The sequence below is a fragment of the Gordonia sp. 34D genome (genome assembly GCF_056682775.1).
The window spans coordinates 3,148,470-3,164,868 of sequence record NZ_CM155293.1; the positions used below are offsets into that span (position 1 = coordinate 3,148,470).

At 65.0% G+C, this 16,399-nt stretch carries 13 protein-coding genes; 7 read left to right on the forward strand and 6 right to left on the reverse strand.

Annotation, left to right across the window (positions count from 1 at the left end; all coding sequences use genetic code 11):
* Both AC1L34_RS14605 and AC1L34_RS14610 read right to left on the reverse strand, forming a co-directional pair.
* The gene (locus tag AC1L34_RS14605) at nt 1-1,593 is read right to left on the reverse strand and encodes a glycerol-3-phosphate dehydrogenase/oxidase (RefSeq protein ID WP_424322958.1); all 1,593 of its coding nucleotides are present in this window, start codon (nt 1,591-1,593) and stop codon (nt 1-3) included.
* Nucleotides 1,590-2,204, reverse strand: a complete 615-nt coding sequence (locus tag AC1L34_RS14610; protein ID WP_424322957.1) for a TetR/AcrR family transcriptional regulator — start codon at nt 2,202-2,204, stop codon at nt 1,590-1,592. The genes AC1L34_RS14605 and AC1L34_RS14610 overlap by 4 nt, the downstream gene beginning before the upstream one ends.
* Nucleotides 2,205-2,244: 40 nt before the next feature.
* Here AC1L34_RS14610 and AC1L34_RS14615 point away from each other — a divergent pair, with 40 nt between their 5' ends.
* Together AC1L34_RS14615 and AC1L34_RS14620 are read left to right on the forward strand one after the other, a co-directional pair.
* Nucleotides 2,245-3,843, forward strand: a complete 1,599-nt coding sequence (locus AC1L34_RS14615) for an FAD-binding oxidoreductase (protein ID WP_424295911.1) — start codon at nt 2,245-2,247, stop codon at nt 3,841-3,843.
* Entirely contained in the window at nt 3,840-4,748 is a 909-nt protein-coding gene (locus AC1L34_RS14620) for a diacylglycerol/lipid kinase family protein (RefSeq protein WP_424295909.1), read from the forward strand. The genes AC1L34_RS14615 and AC1L34_RS14620 overlap by 4 nt, the downstream gene beginning before the upstream one ends.
* A gap of 16 nt (nt 4,749-4,764) precedes the next feature.
* On the opposite strand, the gene AC1L34_RS14625 is transcribed toward AC1L34_RS14620, so the two are convergent.
* On the reverse strand, nt 4,765-5,718 hold the full coding sequence (locus AC1L34_RS14625) for a quinone oxidoreductase family protein (RefSeq protein WP_424295907.1): 954 nt from the start codon (nt 5,716-5,718) through the stop codon (nt 4,765-4,767).
* A 78-nt stretch (nt 5,719-5,796) separates the two neighbouring features.
* On the opposite strand from AC1L34_RS14625, the gene AC1L34_RS14630 reads away from it, so the two are divergent.
* Entirely contained in the window at nt 5,797-7,098 is a 1,302-nt protein-coding gene (locus AC1L34_RS14630) for a TrpB-like pyridoxal phosphate-dependent enzyme (protein WP_424295905.1), read from the forward strand.
* Between the two features lie 78 nt (nt 7,099-7,176).
* On the opposite strand, the gene AC1L34_RS14635 is transcribed toward AC1L34_RS14630, so the two are convergent.
* Nucleotides 7,177-7,437, reverse strand: coding sequence for a metal-sensitive transcriptional regulator (locus AC1L34_RS14635; protein ID WP_424295903.1), 261 nt, complete (start codon nt 7,435-7,437; stop codon nt 7,177-7,179).
* A gap of 112 nt (nt 7,438-7,549) precedes the next feature.
* On the opposite strand from AC1L34_RS14635, the gene AC1L34_RS14640 reads away from it, so the two are divergent.
* The 4 genes from AC1L34_RS14640 to AC1L34_RS14655 all read left to right on the forward strand — a co-directional run bounded on the left by AC1L34_RS14640 (nt 7,550) and on the right by AC1L34_RS14655 (nt 14,038).
* Nucleotides 7,550-9,721, forward strand: coding sequence for an MMPL family transporter (locus AC1L34_RS14640; RefSeq protein ID WP_424295901.1), 2,172 nt, complete (start codon nt 7,550-7,552; stop codon nt 9,719-9,721).
* Nucleotides 9,722-9,878: 157 nt separating this feature from the next.
* Nucleotides 9,879-11,327, forward strand: coding sequence for an NADP-dependent phosphogluconate dehydrogenase (gene gndA / locus AC1L34_RS14645; protein WP_424295899.1), 1,449 nt, complete (start codon nt 9,879-9,881; stop codon nt 11,325-11,327).
* Between the two features lie 160 nt (nt 11,328-11,487).
* Complete coding sequence (gene argG, locus AC1L34_RS14650) at nt 11,488-12,903, forward strand: argininosuccinate synthase (protein ID WP_424294072.1); 1,416 nt, start codon at nt 11,488-11,490, stop codon at nt 12,901-12,903.
* Between the two features lie 136 nt (nt 12,904-13,039).
* Nucleotides 13,040-14,038 (forward strand): BadF/BadG/BcrA/BcrD ATPase family protein, encoded by a 999-nt coding sequence (locus AC1L34_RS14655; RefSeq protein ID WP_424323019.1) that lies wholly within the window; start codon nt 13,040-13,042, stop codon nt 14,036-14,038.
* Here the strand turns inward: AC1L34_RS14655 and AC1L34_RS14660 are convergent.
* Nucleotides 14,012-15,199: a cation:proton antiporter gene (locus AC1L34_RS14660; protein WP_424294836.1), complete on the reverse strand. Its 1,188-nt coding sequence runs from the start codon at nt 15,197-15,199 to the stop codon at nt 14,012-14,014. The two genes, AC1L34_RS14655 and AC1L34_RS14660, sit on opposite strands and share 27 nt — an antisense overlap.
* Nucleotides 15,200-15,226: 27 nt before the next feature.
* Nucleotides 15,227-16,312 (reverse strand): DUF475 domain-containing protein, encoded by a 1,086-nt coding sequence (locus AC1L34_RS14665; protein ID WP_424324537.1) that lies wholly within the window; start codon nt 16,310-16,312, stop codon nt 15,227-15,229.
* Between the last annotated feature and the right edge of the window lie 87 nt (nt 16,313-16,399).

Below are 16,399 nucleotides of genomic sequence, written 5' to 3' on the forward strand. Positions count from 1 at the left end.
CTACGCGAGGACGCGATCGGCGAACGGCCGTGCTGCCTCGGCCACCAGCGGCGTCAACGACAATCGCGTGCGACGCTCAAGAAGATCGGCGACGTCGACCGCACCTTCGGCGAGCGCACCGAACACCAATTCCGCACCGGTGATCTCGGTTCCTTCGGCAATCGGCTCGGCCAACGACGGATCGGCTTCGCTCAGAGCCACCACGGCCGGAGCTTCGGTACCGTACTTCGCGACAAGGCGATCGGGGGCGGCCACCCGCGTCAGTGCAGCCGCCGGATTCTTACCCGACGGCGCTCCCACCAGGGGCAACGTTCGTGTCTGGCACGGTCCGGCAGTTTGGCCCGAGGTGGCCAACGCGGCGTCGACGGCATCCTCCGCCATCCGCCGGTACGTGGTCAGCTTGCCGCCAACCACGGTCACCAAACCGTCGTCGCGCGTCAGCACCGCGTGCTTGCGGGAGACGTCGGAGGTTTCGCCTGCCCCGGAGTTCAACAGCGGGCGCAAACCGGAGAAGGTGCTGATGACGTCGTCGCGCGTCAGCGGCGTGCCAAGTGCCAGGTTGATGGTGTCGAGGAGGAAGTCGATCTCACTCTCGTCGGCCTGGGGGACGTCCGGGATCTCACCCGAAGCTTCCTCGTCGGTGAGGCCCACGTACACCCGGCCGTCGGGCTGCGGCAGCGCGAAAACGTAGCGGCCAAAGTGCCCGGGAACGGCGACGGTGAGTCCGGCGCGCAATCCGCCGAAGCTTTCCTGACTCATCACCAGGTGGGTACCGCGGCTGGGGCGCAGGCTGATGTCGGAATCAACCTCGGCGGCCCACACGCCGGTGGCGTTCACGACGGCCTTCGCTGACAGGTCAAAACTTTCGCCGGTGAGCTCGTCGGTGACGCGTAGCGACGTGCCCGTCACGTTGGTCGCACTTGCGTGAGTCAGCACGGTGGCACCGAGACCCGCTGCGGTGCGGGCAATGTCGACAACGAGACGCGCGTCGTCGTTGAGTTGGCCATCCCAGTTGAGGAGACCGCCGCGCAGGCCGTCGCGCGCCACTGTTGGTGCCAGGGCCGCGACCTCGGCGGCACCGATGCGTCGCGACCGATGCAGCGTGGATGCCGGCGTGCGTGCGGCCATCCGCAGCGCGTCGCCTGCAAGGAAGCCGACGCGGGTGAGTGCGGTGTCGGCAGCCTTGACGCCGGGGAGCAGCGGCACCACCTGCGGCAGCGGTCGTACCAGGTGGGGTGCGATGCGGCAGATCAGGGCGTCGCGCTCCACGGCACTCTCGTAAGCGATGCCGACCGCGCCGGATGCCAGGTAGCGGAGGCCGCCGTGCACCAACTTCGACGACCATCGGCTGGTGCCGAAGCCGAGGTCGCGGCGCTCGATCAAGACCGTCCGCAGGCCCCGGGAGGTGGCATCGAGGGCCACGCCGGCACCGGTGACGCCGCCGCCGATGACTACCAGGTCAACGGAGGGGGAGGCGGCCAGGTTCTGCAGATCATTGGCCCGACGCGCTGCGGACAGCAGCGAGGAGGCAGCAACGCTGGGGTGCGCGGCGATGATGTCGGCGTAGCTCGGGTTTTGGGGATTTGAGGTCATGGGCGCAAGTACCTTTCCAGCAGGTCGGAGAGTTCGGAATCGAGAGTTTCGGGGGCCTCGACAAACACCGGTCCGGTGAGAGCGAACGACCACGCCATCTGGAGCACGGTGGTTGCGAGGCGTTCGGGGTCGCCGTCGCGGATCTCACCGGTGGCCTGCCCGGCGGTAAGAAATCCGACGATCACGGCCAACTGTCCGCGTGAGGTTCGGCCGGACCGATGCAGCAGATAGGGCATCAAGAATTCGGGGTCGAGGTCGATGATGCGCTGCAGGAGTGGGTGAGCGCGGGCCGCACGGACCACGTGCACCACGGTGGCGACGAGTGATTCGCGCCCTGTGGGGCCGTCGGCAAGGGGTGCGGTCGCGACCACGCGCTCGAATTCCCGGGTCGTGACCTGCGCGGCGATTGCCTCGACGTTGGGGAACCGGCGATAGAGCGTGGCGCGCGAGACATCGGCCGCGCGAGCGATATCGGCCATGGTGGTGCGCCGGATTCCGACTTTCGTCATCAAGGCTGTGGCAGCGTCGAGGATGACGTCTTCCGGAATTGCATTCGCCGCTGTGCGGCGGGGCGACTGTCCGGGCACGTCGTTGATTTGCTGCGACACCATGTGTCAAACTGTAACAGCAAGTTCTATGGGAAGGCTAGAGATGACTCAGAGCGAGACCACCGTCGACGTCGTCGACTTCGAGCCCGGGCGCTGGGGCAATCCCGCCGACCCGATGCACCTGTCCGACTCGGTGATTGGTGCGTTGACCATGCTCGGAATTAACGAGCCCGCACCGGCAGCGGTCGACGTCGTGATTGGCGACAGCCGAATCACCGAGACTGCGCTGGCCGCCCTCGAAACGACCGGTGCCGACGTCGCCGTCGACGCTGCCACCCGGCGCGCACGGATGCGTGGCTTCTCCACTCCCGATCTGCTGAAGTTCCGTGTTGGAGACGGCAGTGACGCCCCCGATGCCGTCGTCGCACCGACCAGCCAGGCTCAAGTGGCCGCGGTTCTCGCCGTCGCCGACCAGCACGACCTCAGCCTCAACCCATTCTCCGGCGGCACCTCGGTGACCGGCGGCATGATGCCCGGCCGCGAACGCCCGGTCATCAGCCTCGACCTCCGTCAGCTCACCGGCCTGGTGGAACTCGACGAAATCTCCCAGATCGCGACCTTCGCCGCAGGCACGCGCCTCCCCGACGCCGAACGTCTCCTGGGCGAGCGTGGCTTCGAGTTGGGTCACTTTCCGCAGTCGTACGAAGGTGCGACCGTCGGTGGTTGCGCCGTCACCCGCTCGGCCGGTCAGTCGTCGATCGGTTACGGCCGCTTCGACGACATGGTGGTCGGACTGACGATCGCGACCCCGATCGGCCTCGCTGAAATCGGCACCGCGCCCAAGTCGGCTGCGGGCCCTGATCTGCGCCAACTGATGCTGGGCAGCGAAGGGGCTTTCGGTGTCGTCACCACGGTTCGCGTTCGAGTGCACCCGGTACCGGCGGTCCGTCGGTTCTACGGCTGGCACTTCCCCGATTTCGCTGCTGGTGCCACCGCCATGCGCACGCTCGCGCAGAGCAATGTGAAGCCGACAGTCTTGCGGCTGTCGGACGAAGCCGAAACCGGCCTCAACCTGGCCAATCCGTCCAGCGCGGGCAAGGCTTCGGCCGGCCCGGCCGGCGGCTGCCTCATGGTGGTTGGCTTCGAAGGCGACGAGGACGATGTCGCCTGCCGGGACGCCTATGTCACCGCTCAGCTTGAGAAGCTTGGCGGCACGGCACTCGGCATCGAGCCCGGAGAGCACTGGCGTGAGGGCCGGTTCCGCGGCCCCTACCTGCGCGATCCGTTGCTCGACGCTGGCGCCCTCGTGGAGACCCTCGAGACCGTGACCTTCTGGTCGAATCTCGACAAGCTCAAGGCCGATGTCACCGCCGCGGTCACCGGCGCACTCGGCGATCAGGGCACCCCGGCGGTCGTGATGTGCCACATCTCGCACGTCTACCCGACCGGTGCTTCGCTGTACTTCACGGTGATTGCCAAGGCGCTGGAGAATCCCCTTGAACAGTGGATGCAGGCCAAGCGCGCCGCGAATGCTGCGATCCGCGCGGCAGGGGCGTCCATCACGCATCATCACGCGGTCGGCACCGATCATCGAGGGACGTACCTGGAGGAAATCGGCGACGTCCAAACTGCCGCTCTGCGCGCGGTCAAGGATGCCCTCGACCCGAAGGGGCTGCTGAATCCAGGGATTTTGCTGCCGTGACAAACCTTCCCGACGCGCCGTCGTTTGTGGCGGTAGTGAACCCGATCTCCGGTGGCGGTGCCTCCCACCAGCAGTGGCCTGCTGTCGCGGCCGAGCTGGACCGCCTTGGCGTCCACAATGTCACCGTCATCGAGTCGCAGTCGTCCGAGCATGCAACGCAGGTGGCCGCGGAATCGGCTGCGAGTGGCGCGATCACCGTCGCCGTTGGCGGTGACGGCCATGTGCGCGATGTCGCCAAGGGGGTCCTCACCGTCGACGGTGCTCGCCTGGGTATCGCGGCAGCCGGTCGCGGCAACGACCTCGTCAGACATCTGGGCCTGCCCTCAGATCCAGTGGACATCGCCCGCATGCTGGTCGGCGGCCAAGAACGGCGCATCGACATTCTCAATGTCAAGCGCGCGGATGGCTCCATCGCACTCGCCGTCGGCAACGTGTACGTGGGGCTGGACTCCGTCGCCACCGAACTGATTAACAAGCTCCGCTGGATGGGGCCGCTCGCATATCGGGTGGCACCGGTGCTGACGGCAATCCGGTGGAAGCCGATGCGCCTGACATTGTCGGTTGACGGCCAATCACGGGATCTATCAGCACATTTCGTGGTGATCGCGAACTCGGGTGACTACGGGCACGGACTGCGGATGGTGCCGACCGCTGCGGTCGACAGTGGACATCTCGATGTCTTCATCGTCGATGGCAAGACTTCCAAGTTGCGGCTCGCCCAGTTGATGGCCGAGGCGAAGAGCGGGGCGCACGGCGATCGTGACGATGTGGAGATCTTGACTGGTCAGCGAGTGGAACTCACGATCGACCGCCCTCTCCCGGTGCACTCCGACGGCGATTTCCTCGGCACCTCACCGGTGACCGTCGAGGTGAGCCAGCAGGCGCTCCCGATTCTGGTTCCGTAACCTGGGCAATCTGGGGTTAAACCGCGAGGATCACTTTCCCGTGCGCGTGCCCCGACGTGACGAGACGCAGTGCATCGACCGCCTGCGCGAGGGGGAAGGTCCGCGAAATCGGCACCGTCAGCTCGCCGGCGGCAAGCAGGTCAAGCAGGTGTCCGCGGACCCCGTCGCGGTAAGCGGCGCTCTCGGGAGCGCCACCCGATAGGGCGGCAAACCCGTGTTCAGCTGCCGCTTTGCGGTCGACGACGGTGATGATGCGGCTGCGATCTGCGACCAACTCCAGCGATGCCTTGGTTGCCGATGCACCGCCGGCAGCGTCGAGCGCGGCCACGATCGGACCGCCAGCAGTCGCAGCTTCTGTTGCTTCTCGGATGCGGCGGACAAGGCCGGGACCGTAGGCGACGGGGATGCCGCCGAACCGCGAAACGGAATCGAACTGCGCGAGTCCCGCTGTCCCGATCACCGTGATTCCCGCTCGGCGGGCCAATTGCAAGAAGGTGGCACCAACGGCACCGGAAGCGCCGTGCAGCAGCACGACGTCGCCCGACTTGGCCTGGGAGCGGTCGAGCATCTCGGCAGCGGTGCATCCGGCGAGTAGCAGTCCGGCCGCCTGCGCGTCGTCCGCCGAATCGGCCAGTGCCAACGCCTTGTCGGCGGGGATCGTCATCGCAGTCGCATAGCCACCGTGCACGCGGAACGCGGCGACACGGTCGCCGACCGCCACCGGTCCGGATGCGATCTCGGTGTCGGGTCCCACCGCGGTCACCACGCCAGCTATCTCGTAGCCGATCGGCATCGGCAGGAGTGCCGGATCGGATTCGCGCGCAACATGTTTCAAGTCAGCCGGGTTCACGCCCGCAGCGCGGATGGCGACGGTAACTTCACCGTGCGCGGGTGCTTTAGGCTCGCACGGCAGGGTCGTGAAGTCGGCCAAACCATTGAATCCGTCTGCGACCCACCTGATGCCAGTCATGGCCGCGAGCCTACCGTTCCAACCGCGCAGTACTGACCTCGTGCAGCGCGCTTCGGGACATGCCCTAATGTGACCTGCATGACAAGCACTGTTGATGCGTCCAACCCTGATCTGGTGACGGTGGATGTACCGACCCATTGGTACAACCTCGCCGCCGAACTCGACACGCCGATTCCGCCGCACCTGCACCCCGGCACCAAGGAGCCGGTTGGCCCGGAAGACCTCGCCGCACTGTTCCCGGCTGGCCTGATTGCCCAGGAAGTCTCCACCGAGGCATACATCGAGATCCCGGAACCCGTCCGCGAGATTTACAAGATGTGGCGGCCGTCGCCGCTGTTCCGCGCCCGCCGTTTCGAGGAAGCGCTGAACACCAAGGCGCACATCTACGTGAAGTACGAGGGCGTGAGCCCCGTCGGTAGCCACAAGACCAATTCGGCTGTCGCGCAGGCGTATTACAACAGCATCGACGGCGTAAAGAAGCTCACCACCGAGACCGGCGCCGGTCAGTGGGGCAGTGCGCTGTCGTTCGCTGGCGCGCAGTTCGGGATCGACGTCGAGGTGTGGCAGGTCCGCGCGTCGTACGACTCCAAGCCCTACCGCGGCTACCTGATTCGCACCTACGGCGGCACCCTGCATCCGAGCCCCTCCGACCTCACCGAGTCCGGTCGCGCGATGCTCGCCAAGGATCCGAATACCACCGGCAGCCTCGGCATGGCCGTCTCGGAGGCCGTCGAGGTCGCCGCCAAGAACGACGACACCCGCTACGCCCTCGGCAGCGTGCTCAACCACGTCGTCCTGCACCAGAGCGTCATCGGCCAGGAAGCCGTCGATCAGCTCTACGCCGTCGAACCGGGTGGCGCGGATGTCGTGTTCGGTTGCGCCGGTGGCGGTTCCAACCTCGCCGGACTGTCGTTCCCGTTCATCCGCGAGAAGCTAGCCGGACGTTCCAACCCGCGCATCGTGGCCGCCGAGCCGACAGCCTGCCCGTCGATTACCCAGGGCGAATACCGCTACGACCACGGTGACGTCGCTGGCCTCACGCCGCTGCTCAAGATGCATACGCTTGGCATGGACTTTGTTCCGGACCCGATTCACGCCGGTGGCCTGCGCTACCACGGTATGGCGCCCGCGCTGAGCCACACCGTTGAACTCGGACTCGTCGAAGGCATCGCCATCGACCAGCACGATGCCTTCACCGCTGGCATCACGTTCGCGCGCACACAGGGCATCGTTCCCGCGCCGGAATCGACGCACGCGATTGCCGCTTGTGCCGCGCACGTCGCCAACAGCGACAAGGAGGAGGTCGTCGTGATCGGCCTGTCCGGTCACGGTCAGCTGGACCTTCCCGCCTACGCGGAGTTCCTGGACGGCGGCTTCTAGCCGGTTCAATTCAGGCAAAAGTAACGCACCCTTTCCGTTCATCGGGAAGGGTGCGTTTTGTTGTGGACCGCGTGGCCGTTAAGCCAAGGCGAGAAACAGCTTTTCCAAGCGTTCTTGATCGACGTTGTCGGGGCCTTCTTCGATCATGCAGCGACGGAGGCCGGTGGAGACGAGGGCGTAGCCGCTACGTCCGATGGCCTTGTTGACGGCGGCGAGTTGGGTGAGCGCGTCTTCGCACTCGGAACCCTCCTCGAGCATGCGAATAACCGAGGCCAGGTGCCCGTTCGCGCGACGCAGCCGAGTGAGTATGGGCTTGAGGTCTTCCTCTGGTAGCTGCATGGCGATTTCCTTCTGTGGTTCGGGAACGGGCTAACACCACTATTGCATAACCCCCCGGGGGGATGCTACCGTCACTTCTCATAACCCCCTGGGGGGATATGGAAGGAGTGTAATGAGCGAGTCCGTTCAGACCGACGACGCAGCGTCGCCGGCGATTATTGAAGAACCAGAAAGTCATCGGCCGGGACCACTCGGCCGTTTGGGTCTCTGGGCGGCAGCGCACGGCAAGATCGTTACCGCCGTGTGGATCCTGCTGGTCATCGGCCTGGGCATCTTTGCGCCCTTCGTCGAAAAGAACCTCTCCGGAGCTGGCTGGCAGGCCGACGGTTCCGATTCCGTCGCCGTCCGCGAACTTGCGGTAGAGCATTTTGGTGGCAACGCCTCATCGGCCATTCAGGTGGTCATCGTTGGCGACCAGCCCCTCACCGAAGGGGACGGCCCGCGAGTGATCGCGGAAGTCACCGACGAACTCAATGCCGATTCGCGGATCAATCAGGTCGTCGCACCCATGCCGGGTGCCACCCTCTCGCCCGACGGTAAAACGGCAATCGTCCTCGCTGGGGCAGGTGCCGACACCAATGACATGGTGCGTGCGGCCACCGATCTCACACCAAAACTGAAGGACCTGTCGACGGCTGAAGTCGCCGTGGCACCCACCGGTGCCTCGGTCCTGTGGTCGGACTTCAACAAAGCCAACCTCAGCGCCATGCTGAAGTCGGAGATGATCTCCTGGCCGGTCACCCTCGGTATCCTGGTGCTCGCATTCGGCGCGCTGGTCGCCGCCGGACTGCCGCTCCTGCTGACCATGGCCGGGCTGATTGCCTCGGCTGGCGTCCTGGTGATCGTCAACGAGATTGTCCCCGTGTCGATCTGGGCGATGAACTTCGCGATGATGTTCTCCCTGGCGCTCGGTATCGACTACGCGCTGTTCCTGGTTGTCCGCTTCCGCGCCGCCCGGATGGGGCAGAAACTGTCGATGCGAGCGTCCATAGCGCAAACCATGGACACCGCAGGTAAAGCCGTCCTGCTATCCGGTGCGACGGTCATCATTTCCCTATCGGCCGTCATGCTGGTTCCGTCCCCGTCCTTCCGGTCGATGGCCGGCGGAATCATGATCTCGGTCCTGTTCGTTCTCGCCGCGACCCTGACACTGCTGCCATTGGTCTTGGCGAAACTCGACGGTCGGATCAACAAGCTCGCACTGCCGTGGTCGAAGAGCGGTGAACACCGTTCGCCCAAGTTCGAGAGCTGGGCCGAGCGACTCTGGCGTCACCCGTGGCGTTGGGGTGGAGCGGCGATGCTGATCCTGGTGGCCCTGGCAGTTCCGGTGTTCGGCTTGAAGACCGCGATGCCGTCGATCAAGGTTCTGCCGTCGGACTCCAGTGCCCGCGTTGGCTACGACCACGTTCAGCAGGCACTCGGCGAAGGCGCTCCCGGCATGCTGTCGATCATCGTCCCCACCGACGACGTCGCCGCGACCGAAAAGGCGCTCACCGCTGATCCGGGCATTGTCGCTGCGATGCCCGCGATGACTCCGGCCGATGGCGCTGACCTGCGCCTGATCCAGGCCTTGCCGACCGTCGACCCATCCGATCCGGCACTGAGCGATACCGTCGACCGGTTGCGGGCCGACTTGCCTTCCGATGCTCTCGTCGGCGGTGCAGCCGTGGAGAACCTGGACCTGAAGGCGCAGTTGGACTCCTCGACGCCGATCGTCATGGCTGTCATCTTGCTGCTGGGCTTCTTGCTGCTGCTGGTTGCCTTGCAAGCGCCGTTGATTTCGTTGCTCGGCACGCTGGTCAGTTTGCTGTCGACGGCGGCGGCATTCGGTGTGGCCCGACTGATCTTCCAGGAAGGCATCGGCGCGTCGCTGTTCGGCTTCGAATCGCAGGGATTCCTCGATGCCTGGGCCCCGGTGTTCTTCTTCGCGATGATCTTCGCCATCGCGATGGACTACACGGTGTTCCTGCTGTCCTCAGCTAAGGAGCACTGGGAAACCGAAGGCGATCCGAAGGCGGCCATGGTTGGTGCCGTGGCACATACGGGCCGCGTCATCTTCGCCGCGGGCGGCGTCATGGTGGCGGTGTTCTTCACCTTCGCGCTGTCCGGGCCGCTGCCACCGAAGGAAATGGGCATCATCTTGGGTGTTGCCGTCCTGCTGGACGCGTTCCTGGTGCGCTTGGTCCTGCTGCCGGTCTTGCTGCGCCTGACGGGCAAGGCCGCCTGGTACACGCCGGCTTGGTTGCAGAAGGTGCTGCCGAAGATCAGCTTCTCGCACAACTAAACAGCAGTTCGGGTACTCGCACCCCGTTCGTTCTACGTAGTCCCTACTGTTGGGCAGCGCGCAGAACGAACGGGGTGCGAGCCCGTACGGTAGTACTAAAGATTGTGGGTATGCGGGCCGGACCAATGCGCGGCCTGACGACAGCGAAGGAAATTTGATGGTCGAGACAGGACAGCGGTTGGCGCAGATTGGCGTCACCGGACTTGCGGTGATGGGCTCAAACATTGCCCGCAACTTCGCCAATCACGGGCACACCGTCGCACTGCACAATCGCAGCATCGCGAAAACGGACGCACTCATCGCCGAACACGGCAGCGAAGGCGATTTCATTCGCACCGAGACGATGGAGGAGTTCGTCGCGGCGCTGGAGCGGCCGCGTCGCGTCCTGATCATGGTGCAGGCTGGTGCCGCCACCGACTCCGTCATCGAGGACCTCGCCAACCTGATGGAGCCTGGCGACATCATCATCGACGGCGGCAACTCGCTGTACACCGACACGATCCGCCGCGAGGCCGCCATGGCTGCTCGCGGGCTCAACTTCGTCGGCGCTGGCATCTCCGGTGGTGAAGAGGGCGCGCTCAACGGTCCGTCGATCATGCCCGGCGGCCCCGCCGAGTCGTATGAGTCGCTCGGTCCGCTGCTGGAATCGATTTCCGCGCAGGTCGACGGCGTCCCGTGCTGCACGCACATTGGTCCCGACGGCTCCGGTCACTTCGTCAAGATGGTCCACAACGGCATCGAGTACGCCGACATGCAGCTCATCGGTGAGGCCTACGACCTCATGCGCGGCGTGCTCGGCATGGAGGTCGCCGAGATCGCCGACGTGTTCCGCGAGTGGAACACCGGCGTCCTCGACAGCTACCTGGTCGAAATTACCGCCGAGGTGCTGTCGCAGGTCGACGCCGAAACCGGCAAGCCGCTCGTCGACGTCATCGTCGACGCCGCAGGCCAAAAGGGCACCGGCCGGTGGACGGTGAAGTCGGCACTCGACCTTGGTATCCCGACCACCGGTATCGCCGAAGCCGTGTTCGCGCGTGCCCTGTCGAGCGCCACCGAGCAGCGCAAGAACGCGCAGGGACTGGCCGCGGGAACCGCGGACCTGCCCGCGCCCGCCGACAAGGCCGCCTTCGTCGAAGACATCCGCAAGGCGCTCTATGCGTCGAAGGTCGTGGCCTACTCGCAGGGCTTCGACCAGATCGCCGCGGGTAGCGCCGAGTACGGCTGGAATGTGGATCCGGGCAAGCTCGCCACCATTTGGCGCGGCGGCTGCATTATTCGCGCCAAGTTCCTCGACCGCATCCGCGAGGCTTACGCCGAGAACCCGGAACTGCCTGCCCTGCTGTTGGCGCCGTATTTCCGTGACGCCGTTGAGGATTCGGTCGAGAGCTGGCGTCGGGTCATCATCACCGCCACCGGCATGGGTGTGCCCGTCCCGGCGTTCGCGTCGTCGCTGTCGTACTACGACGCGCTGCGCGCCGAGCGTCTCCCGGCAGCCCTGACCCAGGGCTTGCGCGACTACTTCGGCGCCCACACCTACCGTCGCATCGACAAGCCCGGCTCCTTCCACACCCTCTGGAGCGACGACCGCCGCGAGGTCGAAGCCTAGCGCCCGGTTTTCCCTTCCCGCATGATGCGTCGATTCCCGCACTACGTCTGACATAGTGCGGGAATCGACGCATCATGCGGGAACAGCGGGGCGGGGTGAGTTCGTCACGTAATCGGGCGGTGATTGGCCCCGAGTATCCTGTGGCCTTTAAGCTGGACATATGTCGAAAGTGCTGAGCTCATTGCCGAAGGGAGAGCGCGTCGGAATCGCGTTCTCGGGTGGTCTGGATACGTCTGTCGCTGTTGCGTGGATGCGCGAAAAGGGCGCTATCCCATGCACTTACACCGCTGACCTCGGCCAAGCCGACGAGCCCGACATTGCGTCGGTCCCCGGTCGCGCCGGCCAGTACGGTGCGGAGATCTCGCGCCTCGTCGATTGCCGCGCCGCACTCGTCGAAGAAGGATTCGCCGCCCTGCAGTGCGGTGCCTTCCACATTCGGAGCTCCGGCAAGACGTACTTCAACACGACGCCGCTCGGCCGTGTCGTGACCGGCATGCTGCTGGTTCGCGCCATGAAAGACGACGACGTCGACATCTGGGGCGATGGCTCCACCTACAAGGGCAACGACATCGAGCGGTTCTACCGCTACGGCTTGATGGCCAACCCCAACCTGCGGATTTACAAGCCGTGGCTCGACACGCAGTTCGTCGAAGAACTCGGCGGCCGCCACGAAATGAGCCAGTGGCTCATCGAGCGCAAGCTCCCGTACCGCGACTCGCAGGAGAAGGCGTACTCCACCGACGCCAACATCTGGGGTGCCACCCACGAGGCGAAAACCCTCGAGCACCTCGACCATGGCCTCGACGTCGTCGAACCGATCATGGGTGTTGCCGCCTGGCGCGACGACGTGCCCGTCGCCACCGAAGACGTGTCGATCCGCTTCGAGCAGGGTCGCCCGGTGGCCATCAACGGCGAAACCTTCGCCTCGCCCGTCGACCTGGTCCTCAAAGCCAACGAAATCGGCGGCCGCCACGGCCTCGGCGTTTCGGACCAGATCGAGAACCGCATCATCGAAGCCAAGTCGCGCGGCATCTACGAAGCCCCCGGCATGGCGCTGCTGCACATCGGCTACGAGCGGCTCGTCAACGCCATCCACAACGAAGACACCGTCGCGAACTACCACAACGAGGGTCGTCGCCTGGGTCGCCTCATGTACGAGGGTCGCTGGATGGACTCGCAGGCGCTGATGCTCCGCGAGGCACTGGTCCGCTGGGTCGCTTCGGCCATCACCGGTGAAGTGACCGTCCGTCTCCGCCGTGGCGACGACTACCACTTCCTCAACACCACCGGCCCCGGACTGTCGTACCACCCGGACAAGCTGTCGATGGAGCGTGTTGGCGACGCCGCATTCGGTCCGTCGGACCGCATCGGTCAGCTCACCATGCGCAACCTCGACATCGCCGACTCGCGTGCCCGCCTTGAGCAGTACGCACAGCTCGGCATTGTTGGCGGCGCAACCGCCGACCTCGTCGGTGAACTGTCCGCCGGCGGTGCCGAGGCCATCGCCGGTGGCCATCCGGAAGACGCGGCGTCGGAGTCGCTCGACCGTGCCGCAATCGATTCGGGCGTCGACTAGTTTTTACGCGTGCAAGCAGCCCGGACCCGAAAAGGGTTCGGGCTGTTTGTTTTGAGCGACTGCCCGCCCCGTAGTTGGCCTATGGTCGTGGCGTGCGCGGCCAACTCCGCGAGCGCGATTCCAGAGGGGAACTGCCGTGACTCAAGTGCAGATTGCCGTTGACTGCGGCGGTACAAGCAGCAAGGCGCTACTTCGAGTGGACGGAGAAAGTGCTGCGCGAGCGCAATTTACGAACGCAGCCACGCTGTCGGGGTACCTCGATCCCGGCCTGATCGGCGCGACGATGAGACAGATCCTCGAGCCTATCGAAGAGGCCTGTGGTGCCGGTGGCCTGCGGGGTTTACCGGTGAGAGTCGTGATCGCGGCGGCCGGCTTCGTCGACAGTCTGCGTACCACGTTCCGGGAAGCCGCGGAGGCGGCGGTATCGACGATGTTCGACGGCGCAGTCTCGGAAATCTTGGTCGTCAACGACGGCGTGGCCCTGATCCTCGGCCATCAAGCCGACGGCGCGGTGATCGCGGGGACCGGGTCGAATGTGTTGATCCGCAGTGGTGCAACCGTCGCCCAGCATGGCGGCCACGACTGGGTCGCCAGCGACGATGGCTCCGGATTCTGGGTGGGACTCGACGGTATTCGCGCCGTGGCTCGCGATCTGGAACAGGGCATTCAATCGCCCCTAAGACAACAGTTTCGCGAGACCTACCGAGTCACTGACGCCGAGGTGCAGGCGCAGTTCCGCTCCCTAGCCGTGGCGGGGCCGACAATGAAGGCCGACATCGCCCGCTTCGCCGGGAGCGTGTGCGCGGTGGCAGCTGGCGACGAGACTGCCCGCGCGATCATTGACGAGCAGGCCGGAACTCTTGCGCGACTCGTTGACCGCGGGGTCCGACAAAGTGACATCACGGGGACCGCACGCATGGTGCTTTGCGGTGGCCTGATGGGAAACCCGTTGTACCGCAGGGCTTTCACGGACAAGGTTGACGATGGGCTTGGCGACGCGGACCTCGAGGTGCACTGGGTGACGGTACGCGACGGCTTACCTGCGGTCAGCGCTATTGCTGCCGGTCGGCGGTCATGGAAACGCCTCGACCTTGGCGAGCGTGCACCGCTAGTTGTCACCGGTAGCCGCGACTAGTTCCGGCTTTCGCAGCGCTCCGGCTACCAGCGGGAATATCAGCACCGACAGGACGCCCGCACCCACCAGAATGGCGGAATGTGTACTGGTGAGGAGCCCTTCGCGAACCCCGATCTCGGTCACAACGACGATGATTGGGAGGGCCGTCGCACCGAGGAAACCGGTCGCCAGTAGTTCGCGGCGGCTCGCGTCTTCGGGCGCAGCCAGCATGGAAGGGACTCCACGAATCAGCAGCAATGCAACCAGTACGACGGGGATGGCGGCGAAGGTCTTCGGGTCGTCGAGCAACGACGCAAGGTCGAATTTGACGCCGGTGTAAACGAAGAAGATCGGGATCAGGAAGCCGAAGGCGACACCGTCGACTTTCGCTTCGACCGATTTCTGGGTCTTCTCGTTGGCGTCGCGCATCAGTAGTTTCCAGACGATACCGGCGGTGAACGCCCCAAGCAGGGTGTCGATGCCCAACTCCAGCGCAAGCCAGACGAGCACTGCGAGAATCGCCAGAATGGCGCGGATCGCGAACTGCCCCGATGTCTCCAGCGTCGATTCGACGAGCCGGTGTAGGTGCCGATGCGGCGACCTTCCAGCTTGATAGAGCGCGGTCAACGCAACCACCGCGAAGATTGCCAGCACGACCGTCGCTGTCCCGAACGACCGGCCGCCAAGGAACAGGGAGATCGCCAGGATCGGTCCGAATTCGCCCGCGGCACCGATGGCGCCGATGGCATTCCCGAATGGAGTGCCGAGGTCACCGTCGTCGCGGAGGATCGGCAGCAGCGTGCCGAGTGCCGTCGACGCCAAGCTAATGCCGATGATGAGCGCCCCTAAGCCGGGCGACACCAGGAAACCGGCCCCAATACCGACTGCGATGCTGATGAACCAGCCGAGCCACGCCCGTTTGGCGGTGCGCCCGCGGATCGCGGAGCGGGTGATCTCGGTGCCCGCAATGAAGAACAGCAAGGTGACGCCGAAACTCGACAGGTGGCTTATGAAGGCGGACTCGCCAACCCAGCCGAGAAGGGCAGGACCGGCAAGAATCCCCAGCATCAACTCGTACACAATGACGGGAATCTTGATCCATCGGCCCACGAGCCGCGCCAGAATCGGCGCGGCGAAGATAAGCAGGGGGACGACGAGGAGGGCTCTCGTGGCGTCGTTCACCCACTGATGCTAGACCGAAATCTGCAGCTAGACGTGGATGCTGTGCGTGGCGTGCTTTCGGCGGTAGGCGAGGCTGCTGATGAAAGCCGCGGCGATGAACACGATTCCGACGAGGCCGGTAACAATCTCGGGGACGGGCGTACCGATCGAGTACATGAGGATGAGCGCCAGCGCGCCGATGGCCCAATGCGCGCCGTGTTCCAAATACACGTACTCGGACAGGGTGCCGTGACGGACGAGGAAGACGGTCATCGAACGCACGAACATGGCACCGATCAAGCCCAGTCCGAGGGCAATGATGATGGGGTTGGCGGTGATGGCGAAGGCCCCGATCACACCGTCGAACGAGAAGGACGCGTCCAGTACCTCGAGGTACAGGAAGAGGAAGAAGCCGGCTTTGCCGGTGGCTTTCGCGAAGGCCGACGGGCCAGCGGAGGTGTGCTGGCCCGCAACCTCGTCGATCCCTTCGCTGTCCTCGATGTGGAAGGCCGAACCGAGGCCGTCAACGACGATGTAGGTGATCATGCCGAGCACACCCGCGACCATCACGGTCGAGGTCTCACCATCGGGGGCGATGAAGGTCGCGGTGCCCACCAGAATTGCGAGCGCGATCGCGGCCGCACTGGACTTGACGCTGCCCAGCATCATCATCGGCCGCTCGATCCACGACAGCCACGTCAGTTCGCGTCGTTCGAAGAAGTAGCCGAGGAACAGCATCATCAGGAACATTCCGCCGAACGCAGCGATCTGAGTATGTGCGTCGGTGATGATGCTCTCGTAGGTTGGTGAACCGTCGGTCGGCGGATTGAGCGCGAGTTCGAGCGCTTCGACGGGGTTCAGTCCCGCGGAAATCCAGACGATAGCGAGCGGGAATGCCAGACGCATCCCGAATACGGCAATCACAATGCCGACCGTCAGGAACATCCGCTGCCAAAACTCACTCATCCGCGCCAGGATGGTGGCGTTGATGACCGCATTGTCGAACGACAGCGAAACCTCGAGGATACCGAGAATGGCGGTCAAGACCAGTGCCGTGGTGCCGCCATAGAGGTAGGCGGCCACGAGTGCGGCAATTGAGACGAGGACCGAGATCCCGAAGATGCGGACAATCATGCGGGCCCCGGAGTGTTCATGGCAGCTAACGGTACCGGTGGTGAGCGAGGCTCGCGAAACGCCGGAGGCCGTTGACGCCCGTCTGCC